Source organism: Clostridium prolinivorans (genome assembly GCF_004011155.1).
Classification (GTDB): domain Bacteria; phylum Bacillota; class Clostridia; order Clostridiales; family Clostridiaceae; genus Clostridium_AT; species Clostridium_AT prolinivorans.
In genome coordinates this window covers 33,550-54,493 of record NZ_RJWG01000006.1, presented here as the reverse complement: position 1 = coordinate 54,493, position 20,944 = coordinate 33,550, and the positions used below count along the sequence as shown (strand labels likewise).

At 27.3% G+C, this 20,944-nt stretch carries 17 protein-coding genes and 2 CRISPR repeat arrays (1 of these 19 cut by a window edge); of the genes, 12 read left to right on the top strand and 5 right to left on the bottom strand.

All coding sequences use genetic code 11. From position 1 onward, the window contains the following. The first annotated feature begins 8 nt into the window (after nucleotides 1-8). From EGD97_RS07025 to EGD97_RS12795, 4 genes are all read left to right on the top strand, one after another. Nucleotides 9-1,364 carry an ABC transporter substrate-binding protein gene (locus tag EGD97_RS07025; protein ID WP_127836891.1) on the top strand — a complete coding sequence of 452 codons (1,356 nt, stop codon included), beginning with the start codon at nucleotides 9-11 and terminating at the stop codon, nucleotides 1,362-1,364. A gap of 113 nt (nucleotides 1,365-1,477) precedes the next feature. Beyond that, a complete protein-coding gene (locus tag EGD97_RS07020; protein ID WP_127836890.1) occupies nucleotides 1,478-2,374 on the top strand; it encodes a carbohydrate ABC transporter permease in 897 nt (298 codons plus the stop codon). 1 nt (nucleotide 2,375) lies between these two features. Continuing rightward, entirely contained in the window at nucleotides 2,376-2,957 is a 582-nt protein-coding gene (locus EGD97_RS12800) for a carbohydrate ABC transporter permease (RefSeq protein WP_407643132.1), read from the top strand. A 46-nt stretch (nucleotides 2,958-3,003) separates the two neighbouring features. Further along, a complete protein-coding gene (locus EGD97_RS12795) occupies nucleotides 3,004-3,264 on the top strand; it encodes an ABC transporter permease family protein (RefSeq protein ID WP_407643136.1) in 261 nt (86 codons plus the stop codon). A gap of 121 nt (nucleotides 3,265-3,385) precedes the next feature. On the opposite strand, the gene EGD97_RS07010 is transcribed toward EGD97_RS12795, so the two are convergent. The 5 genes from EGD97_RS07010 to EGD97_RS06990 form a co-directional block, all read right to left on the bottom strand. Further along, entirely contained in the window at nucleotides 3,386-4,777 is a 1,392-nt protein-coding gene (locus EGD97_RS07010; RefSeq protein WP_127836889.1) for a glycoside hydrolase family 1 protein, read from the bottom strand. An 11-nt stretch (nucleotides 4,778-4,788) separates the two neighbouring features. Beyond that, nucleotides 4,789-5,085, bottom strand: coding sequence for a PTS lactose/cellobiose transporter subunit IIA (locus EGD97_RS07005; RefSeq protein WP_456064396.1), 297 nt, complete (start codon nucleotides 5,083-5,085; stop codon nucleotides 4,789-4,791). A gap of 30 nt (nucleotides 5,086-5,115) precedes the next feature. Further along, a complete protein-coding gene (gene celB / locus EGD97_RS07000; protein WP_127836887.1) occupies nucleotides 5,116-6,429 on the bottom strand; it encodes a PTS cellobiose transporter subunit IIC in 1,314 nt (437 codons plus the stop codon). A gap of 33 nt (nucleotides 6,430-6,462) precedes the next feature. Further along, nucleotides 6,463-6,768 (bottom strand): PTS sugar transporter subunit IIB, encoded by a 306-nt coding sequence (locus tag EGD97_RS06995; RefSeq protein ID WP_127836886.1) that lies wholly within the window; start codon nucleotides 6,766-6,768, stop codon nucleotides 6,463-6,465. A 213-nt stretch (nucleotides 6,769-6,981) separates the two neighbouring features. Then, a complete protein-coding gene (locus tag EGD97_RS06990) occupies nucleotides 6,982-9,732 on the bottom strand; it encodes a sigma 54-interacting transcriptional regulator (protein ID WP_127836885.1) in 2,751 nt (916 codons plus the stop codon). A gap of 235 nt (nucleotides 9,733-9,967) precedes the next feature. Here EGD97_RS06990 and cas4 point away from each other — a divergent pair, with 235 nt between their 5' ends. From cas4 to cas3, 8 genes are all read left to right on the top strand, one after another. Beyond that, nucleotides 9,968-10,480, top strand: a complete 513-nt coding sequence (gene cas4 / locus EGD97_RS06985) for a CRISPR-associated protein Cas4 (RefSeq protein WP_127836884.1) — start codon at nucleotides 9,968-9,970, stop codon at nucleotides 10,478-10,480. An 18-nt stretch (nucleotides 10,481-10,498) separates the two neighbouring features. Beyond that, complete coding sequence (cas1b, locus tag EGD97_RS06980) at nucleotides 10,499-11,488, top strand: type I-B CRISPR-associated endonuclease Cas1b (RefSeq protein WP_127836883.1); 990 nt, start codon at nucleotides 10,499-10,501, stop codon at nucleotides 11,486-11,488. A gap of 2 nt (nucleotides 11,489-11,490) precedes the next feature. Then, nucleotides 11,491-11,754, top strand: a complete 264-nt coding sequence (gene cas2 / locus EGD97_RS06975; protein ID WP_127836882.1) for a CRISPR-associated endonuclease Cas2 — start codon at nucleotides 11,491-11,493, stop codon at nucleotides 11,752-11,754. 181 nt (nucleotides 11,755-11,935) lie between these two features. Beyond that, nucleotides 11,936-13,765: direct repeats of the CRISPR family, unit length 30 nt; unit sequence GTTTAATCTTCTCCAAGATGGAATTGAAAC. 226 nt (nucleotides 13,766-13,991) lie between these two features. Next, on the top strand, nucleotides 13,992-14,753 hold the full coding sequence (cas6, locus tag EGD97_RS06970; protein ID WP_127836881.1) for a CRISPR-associated endoribonuclease Cas6: 762 nt from the start codon (nucleotides 13,992-13,994) through the stop codon (nucleotides 14,751-14,753). Nucleotides 14,754-14,795: 42 nt separating this feature from the next. Then, entirely contained in the window at nucleotides 14,796-16,454 is a 1,659-nt protein-coding gene (locus EGD97_RS06965; RefSeq protein ID WP_127836880.1) for a Cas8a1 family CRISPR/Cas system-associated protein, read from the top strand. Beyond that, on the top strand, nucleotides 16,451-17,533 hold the full coding sequence (gene cas7i, locus EGD97_RS06960; RefSeq protein WP_127836879.1) for a type I-B CRISPR-associated protein Cas7/Cst2/DevR: 1,083 nt from the start codon (nucleotides 16,451-16,453) through the stop codon (nucleotides 17,531-17,533). Before EGD97_RS06965 ends, cas7i begins: the two co-directional genes overlap by 4 nt. Nucleotides 17,534-17,544: 11 nt before the next feature. Further along, on the top strand, nucleotides 17,545-18,225 hold the full coding sequence (locus EGD97_RS06955; RefSeq protein WP_127836878.1) for a hypothetical protein: 681 nt from the start codon (nucleotides 17,545-17,547) through the stop codon (nucleotides 18,223-18,225). Next, nucleotides 18,225-20,453, top strand: a complete 2,229-nt coding sequence (cas3, locus tag EGD97_RS06950; protein ID WP_127836877.1) for a CRISPR-associated helicase Cas3' — start codon at nucleotides 18,225-18,227, stop codon at nucleotides 20,451-20,453. The genes EGD97_RS06955 and cas3 overlap by 1 nt, the downstream gene beginning before the upstream one ends. A 308-nt stretch (nucleotides 20,454-20,761) precedes the next feature. Continuing rightward, a CRISPR array of direct repeats spans nucleotides 20,762-20,944; the repeat unit is 30 nt; unit sequence GTTTAATCTTCTCCAAGATGGAATTGAAAC; it runs 1,373 nt beyond the window's last position.

Genomic DNA, 20,944 nt, shown 5'->3' with positions numbered 1-20,944 from the left:
AATATTATATGAAAAAATTTACCAAAACTCTAGTGGCTGTTACTGCAGCTTCATTAATGCTTATAACTGGATGTGGGAAAAAGTCGGACAGCAAACAAAGTGAATCATCTGAAACAAAACAATCACAATTAGGATCAGGAACAGCTGGGGCTAATGCAACAGAACTTAGTTATTGGACATTTGTTGACTTACATGGGAAACATTTTGAAAAAATGTTAGAACTTTGGAACAAAAACAACCCAGATAGGCAGATTAAATTAAATGTTACTGTTATGCCATATGATGATATGCATAATAAATTATTAATGGCAGTGCAAACAGGCAAAGGTGCTCCAGATATTTCTGATATTGAAGTTGGGAGATTTCCTAACTTTTTAGAAGGCGATGATGTTCCATTAGTAGAGTTAAATGATGTTGTAGAGCCATATAAAGATTCAATAGTTCCTTCACGTCTTTCTATATACAGCAAAGGAGATAAGATATATGGATTTCCAACACATGTAGGAGCAACTGTAGCTTTTTATAATACAGAAATACTTGAAAAAGCTGGGGTTGATTATAAAACAATAAAAACATGGGATGATTATAAAGCTGCTGGTATAAAGGTTTACGAAAAAACTGGTAAATATATGGGAACGGCTGATACTTCTGCTATATGGCAGGCATCACTTCTTGCAGCACAGCAAGGTACTGATTTTGTAGATGAAAATGGAAAACCAAAAATTAATTCACCTGAAATGATTAAAGGTCTTGAAATGTTAAAAGATTTACAAAAAAATAATGTAATACATACAATTCCAGGCGGACAACCTGATACTGAAGAAGGTAAAGGTGAATTTAATAAAGGTAATTTTGCAAGTGCATTTATGCCATTATGGTATATGTCAAGGTTTACAAATGAAATGAAAGATCTTAAGGGTAAATTTGCAATAGCTCCTCTTCCAGTATTTAAAGAAGGACAGCCACGTTCACTTGGTTTAGGAGGTACTGGTACTGTTGTTACTAAAACTGCAAAGGATGTCAAACTAGCAAAAGACTTTTTAACATTTGCTAAAATTTCAGAAACTGCAAATATAGAAATTTGGAATACATTAGGTTTTGATCCAGTTAACACAAAAGTTTGGACAATGAAGGAAGTTACACATAATCCTAATAATGAATTCGTTCAATATTTTAAAACAAATCCTTTTGATACATTAAACGAAATTAAGAATGAAATTAAAGAACATAAATCGGTTTCAGCTTCACCAACTATAAATAATGTTCTTTGTACAACAACTTTAAATTCAATATTTGAAGATGATAAAGATGTTAAAGAAGCTTTAGATGAAGCACAAGAAGCAATTGAGCAAGAATTAAAATAGATTAACATCTATAAAATTATTAAAAAATATGATAAGAAATAGCCATATACGATATTTTATATAAAAATATGGTATATGGCAGTTCCTTTATCAAAAAGGAGGCATTATTAGGAATGTTTAAAAAAATTTTCTATTCTCAAAAGGTTGCACCTTATGTATTCGTTTCACCATTTATAATAGTATTTATCATATTTTGGTTTTATCCTCTTAGTAATTCTGTTATTATGAGTTTCCAAGAAAGAATGCTCGGACAAGCACCAAAATGGGTAGGATTTGCTAATTTTAAAAAACTTCTAACAGATAAAGTATTCATGCAGGCTGTTTTAAATAGTGTTAAATATATGCTTGGAACTTTAATTCTTTTAATACCTTTTCCTATGCTTTTTGCTGTTCTTATTAATAGCAAAATAATGATAGGAAGAGAATTTTTTAAATCAGCATTTTTTCTTCCTGCACTTACTTCAGTTGCAGTAGCAGGTACAATTTTTCGTTTAATTTTTGGAGAAATGGAAGGATCTTTGTTAAATAGTGTATTTTCTATATTTGGTATGGGACCTTATAAATATTTAAAAGATGCTACGTGGAGCTATATTGCTTTATTGGCACTTGCCTGCTGGAGATGGACAGGTGTAAATATGTTATATTTTTTATCAGGATTAAAGAGTATAGATAATGAATATTATGAAGCAGCTTCTATTGATGGTGCTTCTCCATTTCAACAGTTTATAACAATTACAATGCCTCTTTTAAAGCCAACAACAATTTATGTTTTGACCATAAGCATATATGCTGGGCTTGCAATGTTTACAGAAAGTCTTATGATGTTTAATGGGAATAATTCACCTAAAAATATAGGACTTACAATAGTTGGATACTTATATAGACAAGGTATTGAAAAAAATAAATTAGGATATGCAGCTGCAGTTGGAATAGTTCTTTTGGGTGTTGCTATGATAATTAATTTAGTTCAATTGACATTTACAGGAATGTTTAAAAAGGAGGAGGATTAAATTGAATAAAGTAAGTATTGCTAATAAAACTAATATTAAGTTAAATACCAGCAATAAAAAGAAAAAAAATAAGGTTCTTAGCATTTTACTCCTCTTATTTTTTATTGGATTATTTTGTTTAATTATGATTCCTTTTTATGCAATAACTTTATCTGCATTTAAACCAGGGGAAAGTTTAATACGTTATGGTTTAAATCTTAAATTTGATTTAAATATAATGAGCCTTGATAACTTTAAATTTCTTTTTACAGGTGATCATGATTATTTTATATGGTTTAAAAATAGCATGTTTATAACAATAATACAGGTAACATTAACATTATTTATAAGTGCATTTGTAGCATATGGTTTTGCAGCTTATGATTTTAAAGGAAAAAATTTTTTATTTATTTGTGTATTATTAATAATGATGATACCTTTTGAAATATTGTTACTTCCTTTATATACACTAATTAATGATTTAGGTATGATGAATAGTTTTTCGGCAATTATTCTTCCAGGTATTGCTAATGCAGGTACTATATTTTTCTTTAGACAATACTTAAGAAGTGTCCCAAAGGAAATTATAGCTGCTGGAAGTTGATGGAGCAACTGAATATGGCATATTTTTTAAATTAATTTTGCCAGTTATGAAGCCTTCTTTTGCTGCTATGGCAATATTAAATGGAATGAATAGCTGGAATAACTTATTATGGCCATTTATGGTATTAGGAGATCAGAAAAAATTTACTCTTCCAATAGGGCTTAAAACTTTATTAACACCATATGGTAACAATTATGATTTACTTATGGTTGGCTCGTTTTTTGCAATATTCCCTATATTTATATTATTCATGTGCTTTCAAAAATACTTTATTGATGGCATAACGGCTGGAGCTGTTAAGGGTTAATATAATTTTATAATATTAAGATAGCTTTATATTTTATAAAAAATTAATAAATCCCTATAGATTTATAAAAATGAAAAATTAATAAATCTATAGGGATTTAAAGTGTTTAAAAATATACTAATTAATTAAAACCGTTATTTTTAGCTACTTCTTTTATCCAATAAGCACTTTTTTTAAATATTCTTTTTTGAGTTTTTAGATCTAGCTGAATAAATCCATATCTATTTTTATAGGCATTAGTCCATGACCAATTATCTATAAAAGTCCACATATGATATCCTTTTACATTACAGCCTTCTTCAATTGCTTTATGAAGCCATATAAGATGTTCTCTTATAAAATCTATTCTGTAATCATCTTGAATTATACCATCTTTTATAAATCTTTCTTCATTTTGTACACCCATACCATTTTCAGAAATATATGATTCAATATTATTGTAATTTTCTTTTAAGTTTATTGCTATATCATATATTCCTTTTTCATATATTTCCCAACCTCTATATACATTCATTTTTCTTCCTGGCATTTCGTAATTATCAAAAAAATCATCAGGCAAAAGTGGAGATTCAGGATTAGGCATACAAGCTTTTGCTTTAACTCTTCTAGGTTGATAATAATTAATTCCTAAAAAATCTACTGTATTATTTTTTATTAAATCTTTATCTCCATCAAATACAATTGGTAATAAATTATTACTTTTTATTAATTCTATTAATTCTTTAGGATATTCTCCTTTAACAGTTGGATCTAAAAAACTTCTGTTAAAAAATAAATCTGCTATATTTGCTGCTTTTAAATCAGCTGGATTATTACTCCTAGGATAAGAAGGAGTTAAATTAAGTATTATACCTATCTTTCCTTTTTTTATATTTAATTTTTTAAACTCTTTTATAGCCTTTGCGTTAGCTATGACAGTATTATAAGCTACTTGAACAGCTCTCTTAAAATCTACAACATTAGGATAATGAAAATCATATAAATAACCGCCTTCTACAGGAACTATAGGTTCATTAAATGTAAACCATCTTTTAACTCTGTCTCCAAATAACTTAAAACAAGTTTTTGCATATTCTGTGTATGCATCTACTACATCTCTATTTTCAAAGCCGCCTTTATTTTGAAGTTCTAAAGGCATATCAAAATGATATAAGTTTATAAAAGGCTCAATATCATTTTTTAATAATTCATTTATTAAATCATTATAAAAATCTATGGCTTTTTCGTTTAAATTTCCATTCCCATTAGGAATTAATCTTGACCATGAAATAGAAAATCTAAAACTATTATGACCTATTTCTTTCATAAGTTTTATATCTTCTTTATATCTGTGATAAAAATCAGATGTAATTTCTGGTCCTATTCCTTCAAAAAATCTATAGGGTTCTTTTTCATACCAGTAATCCCATATATTTAAGCCTTTTCCATCTTCTTTTGAAGCGCCTTCTATTTGTGTAGCAGAAACAGCACTTCCCCACCAAAAATTTTCAGGGAATTTATATTTTAAATTCAACTCTATCACTCCTATTTTAATTTATAAATTTCAACTATTTCGGCAGCTAAATCTCTAACAGTCATAGCTGTCATAAGATGATCTTGAGCGTGAACTAATAATATATTTATTGGATTAGATTCTCCATTTGCTTCAGATTGAATTAACTTTGTTTGAAATTCATGAGCTTTACCAAGTTCAATAGAAGCTTCTTTAATTAATTCTTCTGCTTTTTCAATATTTCCTTTTTTAGCTTCTTGTATTGCTTCCATAGCATTTGATCTACCATTACCTGCGTATAATATTAATTCAAATGCTATGCTATTTATATCTTCCATATTTTTAACCTCCGTCAATTTCTAGTTATTGTCTTCAGATTCTTCTTTTTCTTGTTTACAATATTTTTTATCAAGTGCAATTATAAATGGTGTCCAAATTATTAAAACAATTATAAGATTAACAATTTGCAAAATACCACCAGCTATAGAATTAGTTGCAAGTATACCACTAAAGAATATTGGAACTGTCCAAGGGACATCAACTCCTATTGGAAATGGTACAAGACCAATAGACATAACAAAATATGTGAAAGCTGTTACAATCATAGGTGCTAACATCCATGGAATTAATATCATTGGATTTAATACTATTGGTAAACCAAATATTACTGGTTCATTTACATTAAATATTCCTGGAGGGGTTGCAACTTTACTTATTTCTTTTAATTGTTTACTTTTAGAAAAAATTAATATACCTATTAAAACGGCTAATGTCATTCCTGTTCCACCCATTCCAACAGTGAATGTATCTATAAATTGCTTATTAACTATATGTGGCAAATGTTTAGCTCCTGCTTGATAAGCTTGAAGATTTTCTAAAGATAATGCTCTCCAAATTGGATCTAATACAGAATTTATTATTATTTGTCCGTGTAATCCAAAGAACCAAAATAATTGAGTAAGAAAAATTGCAACAAGTGTAGCTCCTAAACTTGAACCTAAAGACATAAGAGGAGCTTGTATTATTTTATATATAAAATCGTGTACATTTCCCCATGGGGTAAAAGTAAAAATAATTCTTATGATAAGAAAAAAAGTCAAAGTTATAAATGCTGGTATTAATGAAGCAAAAGATCGTGAAACTGCACTAGGAACTCCTGCTGGCATTTTTATTGTCCAATTTTTTTGTATAATTTTTCTATATATTTCTACTGCTATAAATGATGTAATTATACCAACAAACATTCCCTTAGCACCTAGTCTGTCAAGTGGAATTACTCCATCTACAACTTCTTTTGTACTTTTTCCATATTGGAAAAAGGTAGGAGTTAATATAATAAATGAAGCAAGTGAAACAGCAGCGCCATAAATTGCTTCTATTTTATACTGTTTACACAAACTATAACCTATACCAAATATTACAAATAACGTCATTATTGATAAAGTAGAATTAGATGCTGCACCTAATAAATTTTTTAATTGATTTACACCATCTTGTCCAAAAATTTTATCTAGATAAGGTAAATTTGATATAACTACAAAAACTGATCCAAATATAATTAATGGTAAGCTTAACATAAAGCCTTCTCTTAAAGCTGTTAAATATTTATTGTTATTTAATTTATCAGCTATAGGCATCATGTACTTATCTAAAAAATTCATAATTTTATCCATCAAATTAAACACTCCTTTTTGATTTTTGAATTTTTATTTTTCAAGCATAGATAAAGCCATATTTAATATTGCTTTGCCATCACATCTTCCATAATCCATAGGTTTAATTACGTCCAATTTAATGCCAAGTTCTGTAGCCTTAGATTCTAATTTACCTTTTAAAAATCTCATTTGTGGTCCTATTAATACCACATCTGCATTTTTCATTTCTTCTTCAACTACATCTTGAGATACTGCCCAAATTTTACAATCAATTCCCTTTTGTTTAGCTGCTTCCTCCATTTTTTTCACTACTAAGCTTGTAGACATTCCTGATGCACATGCTAATAAAATATTCATAAATAATTCCTCCTCCTATTATAAGTTTATTTTTCATTAAATATATGTAGCAAGATTTATGCCAATATAAAGTACATAATAAATTCAACAATTTATTATGTACTTTATATAATGATTATATACACATAATTAAAAATGTGCATGTGTATATAAATAGTATTATACACATGCACATTTTTTAAATCGATTAAATAATATTTTATATACACATAATTATATACCAAGTATTATCATAAGTATATAACAGATTTCATCTTCTGAAAAATTTATATTATAAAAATTTTCTATTTCTTTTAAAGCTGTTTTTAAATTTATATATTCATTAGAGTATATATTTATTATTTCATCTAATCTTGAGCATTTATTAACATTTTCTTTATTTATTAACCTTACTATAGCACAAGCTAAATGTAATATTAATCCAGAAACTATATATATATCTAAATCATTAGTAATAGTTTCTTTAATTTTATCTATAAATCTTATACAAAGAGGTTCAAACTCACGAATATTAAAATCTGTCATTTCTTTTTCTAATCCCTCGAAAATATCTTTATAAAAATCTTTAGGAGTTTTTATTCTATTAACTATATTTTTAAGTCTTGTATAATTACTATCTAAAAATATTTCTGAGGTAGATATATATGGTATACCATATATATCAGGATTTACAGTACCTACTATTGCTATTATTTTTTTGCCTTTTGATAATATATTTATAGTATTATACATTTCTTTTTTATCACTAGCGGATATAGCAACTACTTGTATGTCTTTTTCATTTAAATTTATTTTTTCTTCAATTATATTTTTTAATTTAATAGCACTACCTTCGCCAGTAATGCATGTGGTTATTATTATATTATCTTTGCTAGGTATATAATTTTCTTTTATACTCATGCTGTAATTATTAATAAAATTTATTGATTGTTTTACTTCTTTGCATATTTCTTCTATATTATTATTTGTTAAAGCTTTTCTAGCACATTCAATAGCTAAAAGAGTAGATACCATATCCATAACTTTTATATTTATTCCTGTTTCTTCAGCTATAAGTTCGCCAAACATACTTAAAGAGCCCATATCTACTAAAAGAATTACTCCTGCTCCTTGGTGATTGGTAATTATTAAATTTTTAATTTCTCTGTAAGCTTCTTGAGGTTTTTTATCTAAATTCATATCATAAGCGAATACATTATTTCCACCTACTAATTTATTTGTTACTTCTGCCATTGAAGAAGCTGTGTTTCTACCATGCATGGCTATAACAATAATAGGTTTATTGTTTATATTTTCTTCATTTTCAGAATCTACACATAAAAACATAGCTAAAAAACCTATTTCATCAGCTGGAATTTTAATGTTGAATTTTTCTTCTAATTTATTAGCTAAAGTTAGTGCTAATCCATATTCTTGGCCATGCTTTTGTATTATTTCTGCTAAATTATGATTGATTATATTTTTATTGTTTAAAATTCGTTCAATGCTTGAATTTATATGAAGACATAATCCATAAAAAACTTTTGTAGGGAAAATTCTTTTTAATTCTTGAGAAGCTATTTTTAAAAAGTCTTCAACTATATTAATGATATTATTATCTACAATTTTAGATAGTTCTTCTTTATTAACCTTTTGTTCAAATTTTTTAATATATTTATTAAAATAATTTTTTATATCGAAAGATATTGTAAAATTGATGTCGTCTTCTTCTACACCTCGATTTTTAAGTTCTTGAATTCTTTTTTCAATACTTTCATAAAAATTATCAGGAAGAGAAGTATCAGTATGTTCCATTTTTAATTTTGTACCTTTTGAATTAAAAGTTAATTTTGCATCTTCTTTAATAATTTTATCTATACTTTTAGAATATTGTTTATATAATACTAATCCTTGTCTTACATTATTAGAAAAATCTGTACTGTAAACTTCTATTTTTTTTTGGCCTTTTGACACAAATTTTAAAAAAGCATTAGCACAGCCTAATTGTATATCGCTTTTTAACTGTCCTATGTTCCCTGAACAATTATAAAGAAGTAAACTTCTAATTGTATTTGTTGATACAGTTATTTCTTTACCTATTCTTTTAGATTCAATTTTAAAGAACTCACAAATAAGCTCAAATCTTTCTTCTAAAGTTCTATCTTTCAAAGGAGGTATGCTTATTGTCATTGGTATTCTTCTGGTAAAAGTATTTAATAAAGAACTTCCTACATCTTCTGTAGTAGCAGAAATTATAAGGACTTTACTTGTTTTTTTATTTTCTATATCTCCAAGAGGAGTATAAACTCCTTTATCTATTAGCATAAAAAGCATTTCTTGTCCTTCTGGAGGTAATCTATGGATTTCGTCTAAAAATAAAATTCCTCCATTAGCTTTATCCACAAGTCCTATTTTATCTCTATCTGCTCCTGTAAAAGCTCCTTTTTTACTTCCAAAAAGGTGAGCTAATAAAAGTTGAGGATTATTGGCATAATCTGCACAATTAAATGAAACAAAAGGAGCATTAGATTTTATAACTCCTTTTTCTATAGCAAAATTATACATTAATTCTGCAAACATAGTTTTTCCTACTCCAGTAGGACCTAAAAGCAAGGTATGAAGACCATTAGGAGGATATAATATAGCAGCTTTTGCTTGTTGGATACATTTTTTTAAACTTTTATTTGCTCCAATAATATTATCAAAACTTCTATTAACTTTAAAATTATTTTGCTTTAAAATTTGAATATTAGATTTTTCACATGATGAATTTATAGTATATATAACAGGTTTTCCTTTTATTTTTAAAATTTTTCCTTCTTCGCATAGTCTGTTTAAAGCAGCACTTACATTTGTTCTTTGTAACTTTAAAGCTTCAGCAATTTCTTTAGTAGTACAACCTATAATATCGCTTTTATCTAAATTATGCTGAGATTTACATTTATTATATAAATAATTAAATATAATGGCATCTGATTTTTTCATAATATATCACTTCCTATATTTTATAATGTATAAAATATATAGGTTATTAATGAATTTATACACATATACACATTAACATACAATATTTAAATAAGCAATGGATAGATTTTCTGAAAAGGGATTTCGGATCAAATTTATAATAATTTTACTTTTGATAAAAAATTATTTTTGTTGATTAATAAGCAAAATGGTTGTCCATAATATAAATATAATTTTTAAAATGGGAAGTGATTTTATGGAAAATATTTTTGGTGAACATATTAAAATAACAGGAACACAAATAAATTATTTATTAATTTGTAAGAAAAAACTTTGGTTTTTCTTACATGGAATAACAATGGAGCAAAATTCTGATAAAGTTGCTTTGGGTAAAGAAATACATAATAATTCATTAACAAGTAAAAGAAGTGAAATTCTTATAGACAATTCTATAAGAATAGATTATATAGATAATGAACTTACTGTACATGAAATAAAATCTACTAAAGCTATGAAGGAAGCAAGTAAAGTTCAGATTCTGTACTATATTTACTATCTTCAGCAAAAGGGTATAGATTGCAGAAAGGGAATAATTCATTATCCTAATTTAAAAAAGACTGAAATAATAAATTATACTGATGAAGACAAATGTTCTATAGAAAAATTTATGAATCAAATAGTTGAGATATCAAATATGGAGTTTCCTCCCCAAAAGGTTAAAGAAAAGAAATGTAAAAGTTGCAGTTATTATGAATTATGCTTTTGTTAGTTGAAAGGATGTGGGTATATGAAACAAAATTATTATGTTTTTAAGGATGGAAGATTAAGAAGGAAAGATAATACAGTATTCTTTGAAATGGAACAGAGGAAAAAGGTACTTCCTATTAATGATATTGAAAGTATATATCTTTATGGAGAAGTTGATTTAAACACAAAATGTATTAATTTTCTTGGGCAAAGTAATATTCCAATTCATATGTTTAATTATTATGGATATTATACAGGTACTTTTTATCCAAGAGAAAGACTAAATTCAGGATATATTTTGATAAATCAAGCAAAGCATTATATAGATTATGAAAAGAGAGTTTATATAGCAAGAGAACTTATTTATTCAGCAAGTTATAATATAATAAAAAATTTAAAGCATTATGCTATTAAGCATCCAGAGTTAAATGAAGCTATTGTTAAAATTGATAATATGAGATTAGAACTTTTAAAGGCTTTTGATATAGGAACTATCATGGGAATTGAAGGGAGTATAAGAAATATATATTATGGAACTTTTGAAACAATTATAAATAACCGTTTAGATTTTAAAAGTAGAGTTAAAAGGCCACCGGATAATCCAATGAATGCTCTTATATCCTTCGGAAATTCCATGATGTATAGTGCTGTCCTAAGTGAAATTTATAATACTCAACTTAATCCTACTATAAGTTACCTTCATGAACCTTCAGAGAGAAGATTTTCATTAAGTCTTGATATAAGTGAAATTTTTAAACCTATTATAGTAGATAGAATTATTTTTAAAATGGTAAATGAAGGAATGCTAAAAGAAAATGATTTTTTAAATGAACTTAACTACTGTTATTTAACTGAAGAGGGGAAAAAGAAATTTGTTATGGAATTTGATAATAAAATGAATTCAACAATAACACATAAAAAACTTGAAAAAAATGTAAGTTACAAAAGCCTTGTAAGGCTTGAATTATATAAAATAATAAAACACATTACAGGTTTAGAAAATTATGAAGGGTTTAAAGTTTGGTGGTAGTTATGTATGTATTATTAGTTTATGATATCGGAGAGAAGAGAGTTAGTAAAGTTTTAAAATTAATGAGAGGCTACTTAAATTGGATACAAAATTCTGTATTTGAAGGAGAGCTTACACAATCCCAACTTGTAAAAATAAAAAATGAGCTTAAAAAAATAATAGATGAAACAGAAGATTCTGTAATTATTTTTACATCACGAGATAAAAAATGGATATCTAAAAATGTTATAGGTAAAGAGAAAAATCCAGTAATAAATTTTATTTAATTTAGATAATATCATAAATTGTTCTTTTATCACTTGTAAATTTAAATACAATTTGGTAATATAGGATATATAATGAAATAAATTTATAAACACCCCCTAGTTTTCTTAATAATTAGAGCTTTCAGAAAATATACATAAAATGAATACTCGGAGGTGTTTATTTTAGCGACTTTACGTCGGTGTTTAATCTTCTCCAAGATGGAATTGAAACTGTTGCTGGTTACTTTCTATCTTAGAATATGTACTTAGTTTAATCTTCTCCAAGATGGAATTGAAACTTTTATAATTATGAATTAATGTCTTAAGCCACTGCGGGTTTAATCTTCTCCAAGATGGAATTGAAACTTTGCATAGTAGCTTGTATTACACTTAAATCTACGCGTTTAATCTTCTCCAAGATGGAATTGAAACTAAGTATGTTAAACATTATTTCATATTCTGCATTGAGTTTAATCTTCTCCAAGATGGAATTGAAACTTAGTTATCATATTGATAACCTTTCAATTACTATTATGTTTAATCTTCTCCAAGATGGAATTGAAACTTACATAGCATAGATTCAACACCTTATTGCTTTCAGGTTTAATCTTCTCCAAGATGGAATTGAAACGCAATTAAGAAAAGATTTGAGGAAGTGCTAAATAAAGTTTAATCTTCTCCAAGATGGAATTGAAACAAACTGAAAAAGCTAAAGAATTTAGGGCATGGGTAAGAGTTTAATCTTCTCCAAGATGGAATTGAAACATAAGTGATGGATTACCACCAGTAGGGGCTTGTATAGTTTAATCTTCTCCAAGATGGAATTGAAACTTAATCATTACTACTAATCTAGATATAGATCCGAAGGGTTTAATCTTCTCCAAGATGGAATTGAAACATCATGCATTTTATTATGGCATGCATCACATAAGCGTTTAATCTTCTCCAAGATGGAATTGAAACTTATTTTTATTAAGCATATTTATATGCTTAATTTAGTTTAATCTTCTCCAAGATGGAATTGAAACGAAAAAAATCAAATTGAGATTGCGAATAGAGTACTATGTTTAATCTTCTCCAAGATGGAATTGAAACTTTTATAGTGAAACATATCGTAAAACATTTGAACAACAGTTTAATCTTCTCCAAGATGGAATTGAAACTCTAAATACTTACTCCATTTCTTTTTACTGTATCTGGTTTAATCTTCTCCAAGATGGAATTGAAACCTGTCAAAGCTAAGAGCGCTAAGCGTAGAGGAATTACGTTTAATCTTCTCCAAGATGGAATTGAAACGAAAAAACAATTAATTATGAAACACTTATTAAGGTTAGTTTAATCTTCTCCAAGATGGAATTGAAACTTATTACTAAAAAACATAATATCAGTGAAATTAGAATGTTTAATCTTCTCCAAGATGGAATTGAAACATATCAAGCATAAATTCGCACTTTTCAATCCTACAGCGTTTAATCTTCTCCAAGATGGAATTGAAACAAACAATACCAGTTTGTAGCTTGGTAAACAGTTCCTGTTTAATCTTCTCCAAGATGGAATTGAAACTTGAGTAGTTGTTCTTACAGTACCACCACCACTTGAGGTTTAATCTTCTCCAAGATGGAATTGAAACAAATTTAATTGATAGGGTAAATTGTTTAAGAAAGGAGTTTAATCTTCTCCAAGATGGAATTGAAACCCTATAAGACAAGCTATATAACACTTTTCATACCCCGGTTTAATCTTCTCCAAGATGGAATTGAAACGTAGAAGTAGTGAAAGAGAAGAAGCCACAAGAGCCCACGTTTAATCTTCTCCAAGATGGAATTGAAACAATTGAGAATTGTATGTTAAATCAGGATTTAATTTTAGTTTAATCTTCTCCAAGATGGAATTGAAACTTAGTAGAATGACTGCTAAAATGCTGTACACTGTAAAGTTTAATCTTCTCCAAGATGGAATTGAAACTTCGTCCTTATCGTCAAGCTCATAAATAAAAGCCAAGGTTTAATCTTCTCCAAGATGGAATTGAAACTCAAGAAACTAATATTGAATTTTTTTAAATTCTTCATGTTTAATCTTTTTAGAGGAGCATGAAAGTTTTTTAAAACAAGTGGAATCATCAAAAATTAAAATCATTTATTATTTATATTTATTAAATAAAATATTGCAAAATTATACCATATAATGTATAATTTTCGTAATAATTATCTTCATATTTATAATTATTATAACTAAGGTTGAAATTAGGAAGTGATTAAATGAGACTGAAAGTAAACTTAGAGCTTTTAAATGATAAAGCTATTGATATAAATTACAATTATTATATTACATCTTTAATATATAAATTTATTAGTAAGAGCAATATAGACTTTGCTAATACACTTCATGAGGAAGGATATAGTGCTGGTGGTAAAAAATTTAAATTATTTACTTATAGTACATTAATTTGTCATAAATATGAAATAAAAGAATCATACATTTTGTTTAAAGATATTATTACTTGGTATATAAGTTCACCTGTAAATGAATTTATACTTTATTTCGCTCAATCTCTTTTAAATGAATGTACAGTAAATATTTCAGAAGGAGAATTTCAGGTTTTAAATGTGGAGGTATTAAAATCACCACAGTTTAAAAACAAAATGATGTTTCGTTGCTTGTCTCCTATTGCTGTAAATACTGGAACTGTAGTAGAGGGTGAATTTAAGCAATATTATTTATCACCAGAAAACGAAAAATTTATAGAGAACATAAAAAATAATCTTTTAAGAAAGTATTTTGCATTAACAAATACTTTACCTAATGATTTAAATTTTGAAATGAAAATAGTAAATTTGGATAAATGTATAAAAGGAAAGAGAATTAATATTAAAAATAGTTTTATAAAAGGATATAATCCTATATTTGAAATAAAAGGCAGTGAAGAGCTTATTAAAATTGGATATGAAGCTGGATTTGGAAGTAAATCTTCACTTGGCATGGGACTTGTAGAGGTTTATTACCCTAAAGGGAAAATATAATTTAATGCTAATTTAAAATTTTAAAATAAAGGAAGTGAGAATTTGAAAAGAAGTGGGAATCCTTTTGTTGATACAGGACTTTGTACTATAGCTGCATTAGCTGATAAGTCAAGTTTTGAGGATTTAAAAATTGAGGATATTGAAGAGGCATTTAATAAATATGATATAGCAACTATAAATAAAGAAACTAAGAGTTTTACTATGATTTTTGGTACTAATGGTCCATTATTTCAAAATGCATTTAAACCTAAAAACAAAGAAATATATATAGATTTTTTAAAGGCACTCTTAATTGAGATGAAGAAAAAAGACACTGGAGAGATTTGTGAAATTTGTGGCGAAAAACATAATTTTGATATTGACATATTATGGAGAGAAATTGCTAAAAAACATAATATAAAAGTTAATGGAAAAAAGTATGTTGGCAGAGATTTTTTTCCATTAATAGGCAGCATAGGAAATGACGCTCAAGCATTACCTTCTGCTTCAAGGATGCTAAATATTTGCCCTAAATGTCTGTTTGCAGTTAATTATATACCACTTGGGACAATGCTCATAAAAGGAAGATTAATCTGTATTGAAAGTACTTCTGAAAGTATAATGATTGATTTAACTAAAGGAATCGTGGCTGAAAATTTAGATAGGATTTCTGGAGGTAATAAAGAAATTTATGGTAAAAAAGAAGGAAGTAGTGTAATTTATTTAAGATTATTAGAATATTTTGAATTGCTTCAAGAAGTGAGAAAACAGGAAAGTTTACCTGAAACTGTTGCTATTTATCTTTGGCTATTTTCAAATGCAGGTACAGGAGCAGACTGTGATATGATAGAAATTCCAAATAAACCTTTAAAATTTATTTGGGAAGTTTCGAGAAAATCTCAGAGTTTTAGAAATGAGTTTTTAAAACTTATTTCTAAAGATAAGAATGGATCACTTTTTGATTGTATTAGTTACGGATGGGATTATATTGGGTTATATCCTAAAGGAAAATATAAAGGAGTTATACCGGAATTTTATGAATATTTTCAAAAATATATTGTGGGTAAGACTCCTAAAGCTTTAAATTTTGCTAAAAAGGTTGCAGCGGTAATGATTTCTGGGAAAGAAGAAAAAGAATTATCAAGAATACAAAAAAGTGATGTGTTTGCTTACTCAGAAAATAAAAATCTTGCAAAAAGTATTATGGTTGATCTCATATTAAATGGAAATGCAAACATCGTTGATTATTTGGAACTTTTTAATAGAAATGATAAATATTTAAACACAAATCATAAGGAAGGTTTTGATACGATTATGTATTATTTATGTAATAGTGATACTCTTGAGGTTACCGAGGAGGAAGATAGTTTGGACTATAAAGTTAAATCTATAAATACTCATAAAAAGATAAAAACTTTTGCAGAGTTATATTTTAAATATTATGTTTTAGATAAAGAAAATGGTGCTTATAAGGGAATTGAAAAATTTAAAAAGAACATACTTGATAACTTTAAAAATTTTGATGAGTATTGGCTTAAGGATAACTTTTCAAAGTTGGCTGATATTTATGAGTGTGAAACTTTGAAATTGGATTATGATGGATGGCTTGATTTTATTACTGATGAAGAAGGAAATAAAAATATTAAAGAGCTAATGTTTCAATTAAGATTAGCTTTTGCAGAACTTTATCGTGAATATATTAAGGAGGGAAAATTAGCATGAAAGAATTTACTCATATTGCAGGTACATTTTTAATTGAGGCAGATGGAAGTTTTTTAAATGGAGCAGGGCTTGGAGATGGTGAAGACAGAAATGTAACAGTTCCTAAAACTCTTGTTTATAAGGGGGAAAAAGCACCTTATGTATCAGCTCAAGCATGGAAAAGATGGCTTAGAAATACACTTATTGAGGAAACAGGCTGGGATAAAAGTGAGCTTAAGGCTATAGGTGCTAATGAGAAAGGTAATACAAATAAAATTGCTGGAGAATTAAATCCGGTTGAGTTTGTTGAAGATGATATTTTTGGATATATGGAAGCTAAAGGGGGACAGGGTAAGGAAACTGAAGAAGAAGGTAAAAAAACTTCAGGAAAAACTAGGGCTCTTATAAGAACTTCACCGTTTATGGCATCTATACTTCTATCTTTAAGGAAAAGAGGATGGAAGACAGTTGATGAAGGTTTTGTTCATTTAAAAGAAGGTACGCCACAACCTTATAGTACAATGTTTTATACTACAGATCTTCAAGGTATTTTTTGTTTAGATTATGGTAGACTTGGCGTTTTTAATAACTGTGGAGATAGAATTGAGTTAGATGAAAATAAAGTTGAAAAGTTTATTAAAGATGGATTAATTGAAGAAATTAAAGTTGAAGATGAAAAGAAAAATTGGAAGGTATATGCTCTTAAGAATTTAAATGAAGAAAGAAAGAAGAGAGCTGGTGAACTTTTAAAAGCTTTAAGTGTATTAAGAGGTGGGGCAAAGCAAGCTGCATTTGGAACAGATTTAGCTCCAAAAGCAATTATTTTAGCACCTTTAAACTGTGGGAATCCTATTTTTAATAGTTTATTTATAGAAGAGAAAGAGTTACTTTTTAAAACTGAAACTTTCAAAGAAGTTTTAAGGGATTATAAGGATAGAATTACAGGAAATGTTTATATAGGAATTAGAAAAGGCTATATTAAGAATGAGCAGGAAATTTACGATATTTCAAGTGATGAAGAATTTAAGGATTTAGTAGTTGTAACATCTCCAATTGATGCTGTGAAAAAATTTAATGAACGAGAATTAGGTTATAAGTAGGAGTTGATTATATGAAGGTTTTACATATAACCTTTCAGGCTTATACTGCTACATTTAAGATGCCTTTTATTAATACAGGTGTAGCAATATCTGCACCTGTACCATCATATTCTAATATTGTTGGGTTAATAAGCTGCTGTAAAGGTTCTTTAATAGAAAAGAATGAAACATTAATAGGATTTAAATACAGTTATGATGGTATAGGAAGAGATTTAGAAACTACAACTAGATTATTTATGGATTCTAAAAAAGAAATTTTAAAGAGAAATCCTGAAAAAGGTATTATAATTAGAGAGTTTCATGTCAATCCAAAACTTGATATATATTTAGATAATTTAGAGCTTAAAAAATTTTTTGAAAGGCCTATAGGAGTTCCTACTCTTGGAAGGTCTCAAGATGTTGCATGGATTAGTAATATAGAAATTATTGAAGTTGAAGAAGCCTGTGAAGGTAAAATGAAACCTACTCTTATACCTTTTCCTTGTGAACAATTTGGAGGCAGAGTTATAAGATATTGTGATTATTTTTATAATAATGAATTAGGCTATTTAAGAAAGCCAGATAAAATGATTTTATATCAAGTTGTACCTCAAACTGAAGAAGGTGTATTTGTGAGGAGAAATAATCTTTATAAATTACCTGACTCAGATAACGAAGTAATATATATGCATAGATTAGGAGATGAGATATAATGACTCTTTATGCCAAAAGTGATAAAGAAACACTTTTTGAGCATAGTATTAAGGTTTATAATGCAGGTTTAAAAATTATTGATATGCTTCCTTATTCCAAAAATGAAAGAGAAGAATTAAAAAAACTTTCTTCTCTTCCTTTATTGTTTCATGATATAGGTAAGGGAGCAGTTGGTTTTCAAAAGGCATTGATAAATGGATCCAATTGGGGTGGACTTAGGCATGAAATATTATCAGCAGCTTTTTTAGGTAATTTAAATATTAAAGATGAACAAATTTTTGCTGTTATAACACATCATAAGGATATTTTATATTCTGAAGGTAAAAAAATACTTCCATCAAATCAGTTGGAAGATAATGAAATATTAAATGATATGAAAAAACAGTTCGAAGAAAATAGTGAAGAAATTAAGTTTCTGTGTGATAAGCTTATAGACTATGCAAAATTAAAAATAAACTATTCTATAAAATTAGATAAGGGCATAGGAATTAATATGGTTTGGCTGAATGGAAAATTGGGATGGAGATATGGACAATGTGTTAAGATTAATTTAGAAAATAAAAAGCTTGCAGCAAAGTTAAGAGGTATATTAAGAGCTGCAGATCATTTAGCTTCAGCTCATAAAGAACCTATTGATCAGATTAATATGAAAGAATATGTAATTTCTAAATATCCCTTAAGATATTTTCAAAGAAGATGTAAAGAATGTAATGAAGATATTATGCTTATTGCACCAACAGGCTCTGGTAAAACTGAGGCTGTTCTTTTATGGGCTCAAAGTAATCAAAAAGAAAATTCTAGACTTTTTTACGTTCTTCCTTATCAAGCTTCAATAAATGCTATGCATGAAAGATTAAGCAAAATTTTTGATAAAAATTACGTAGGGATTTTACATTCAAATTCAGTTTCTTATCTTTACAATTCACAAGGGGAGGATAAAAATAGTTTGGCTGACAATCAAAAGGAAGCTCAAAACATGGCTGCACTTGCTAAGGAAATTTATTATCCTATAAGAATATGTACTCCACATCAATTACTTAGATTTGGGTTAAAAGGTACTGGATGGGAATTTTTGTTTTTAGAATTTTCAAATAGCTTAGTTATTTATGATGAAATTCATGCTTTTCAGCCTCAAATTGTAGGACTTACTCTTGCTACAGCAAAACTTTTAAAAAATTTAGGTGCAAAACTAGCTTTTGCTTCAGCAACTTTCCCTGATTTTTTAAAAAGTCTTATTAAAGAGAAACTTGGAGAAATGATAGAAATAAGCCCTGCCAAACAATATAATCAAGAAGAAATGACTAAAGATGAATATAATCATGATCAATATATTTTAAATAGGAAAAGGCATATTGTTGAAGTTTTAGATGGAAATTTAATAGACAATTTAGATAAGATAATTCAGACAATTGATGATGATAAAAGTGTTTTAATTATAGCTAATCATGTTAAAACTGCACAAAAAATTTATGAAATATTAAGCGATTATAAGCCTATGCTTTTGCACAGTAGATTTAATAAAAAAGATAGAAGAAATAAAGAGCAAATGTTAATTTCAAATGGACAATCAAAACCTAAGATTGTAATAGCTACTCAAGTTATAGAAGTAAGTTTAGATATAGATTATCAAGCTATGTTTACTGAACCTGCACCAATTGATGCTTTAGCTCAGAGATTTGGAAGAATTAACAGAAAAGGAGATAGGAAACCAGAATCTATTTATGTTATGAGTAAACAAATATCACCACACAATATTTATATTAAAGAGAGAGTAGGTAAAACTATAGAATTATTAAAAAACATAATTAATCCTGTAAGCGAAATGGAATTATTAGATATTACTAATAAAGTTTATAGTAATGGTTATACAACAGAAGAAATGGAATATTTTAATTTGGGATTCAATAATTATGGTATAAATAATTTTGAAAAGAACTTTACAGCAGGAGTAAGTAGAAAATGGGTAGAAGATGTAGTTGATAAAAATGACGGAAATTGTGAAGTCCTTCCTATAAATTATTATGATGAATATGAAAATAAAAAAGAACAAGGATTATGGGTTGAAGCAAAGGATTTATTAGTAAATGTTAGGTATAATTTAATATTTGATAAAATAACAAATAAAAATGATGAAAATTCTGACGTAATAATAGTAGACTGTAAATATGATTCAGAAAGGGGTTTATTAACTGAAGAAAAAACTTCTAATTTTATAGGATTGGATTAAAAATAACGGTCAAATGGAACTAAATCTAAGATTAATATGTGAAAATAAAAATAAATGATTGAAATATACGCATAAAGACTATTGTGAGAAATATAGAATTTAATAGACGAATGTATGAATAGAATATAAAATTAATTATGAAAAAAATTATAAATTTTTATTTTCAATATCTCTATAATGTGGTAATATAGGATATATAATGAAATAAATTTATAAACACCCCCTAGTTTTCTTAACAACCATAGCTTTCAGAAAATATACATAAAATGAATACTCGGAGGTGTTTATTTTAGCGGCTTTACGTCGGTGTTTAATCTTCTCCAAGATGGAATTGAAACTTGGAATATTTTCATAATTTCTGAGCATAATATAAGTTTAATCTTCTCCAAGATGGAATTGAAACCTTGGCAAAACATAAAAATCAACTACTGCTGTGTTGGTTTAATCTTCTCCAAGATGGAATTGAAACATCATCAGTTTATTTGTATAAG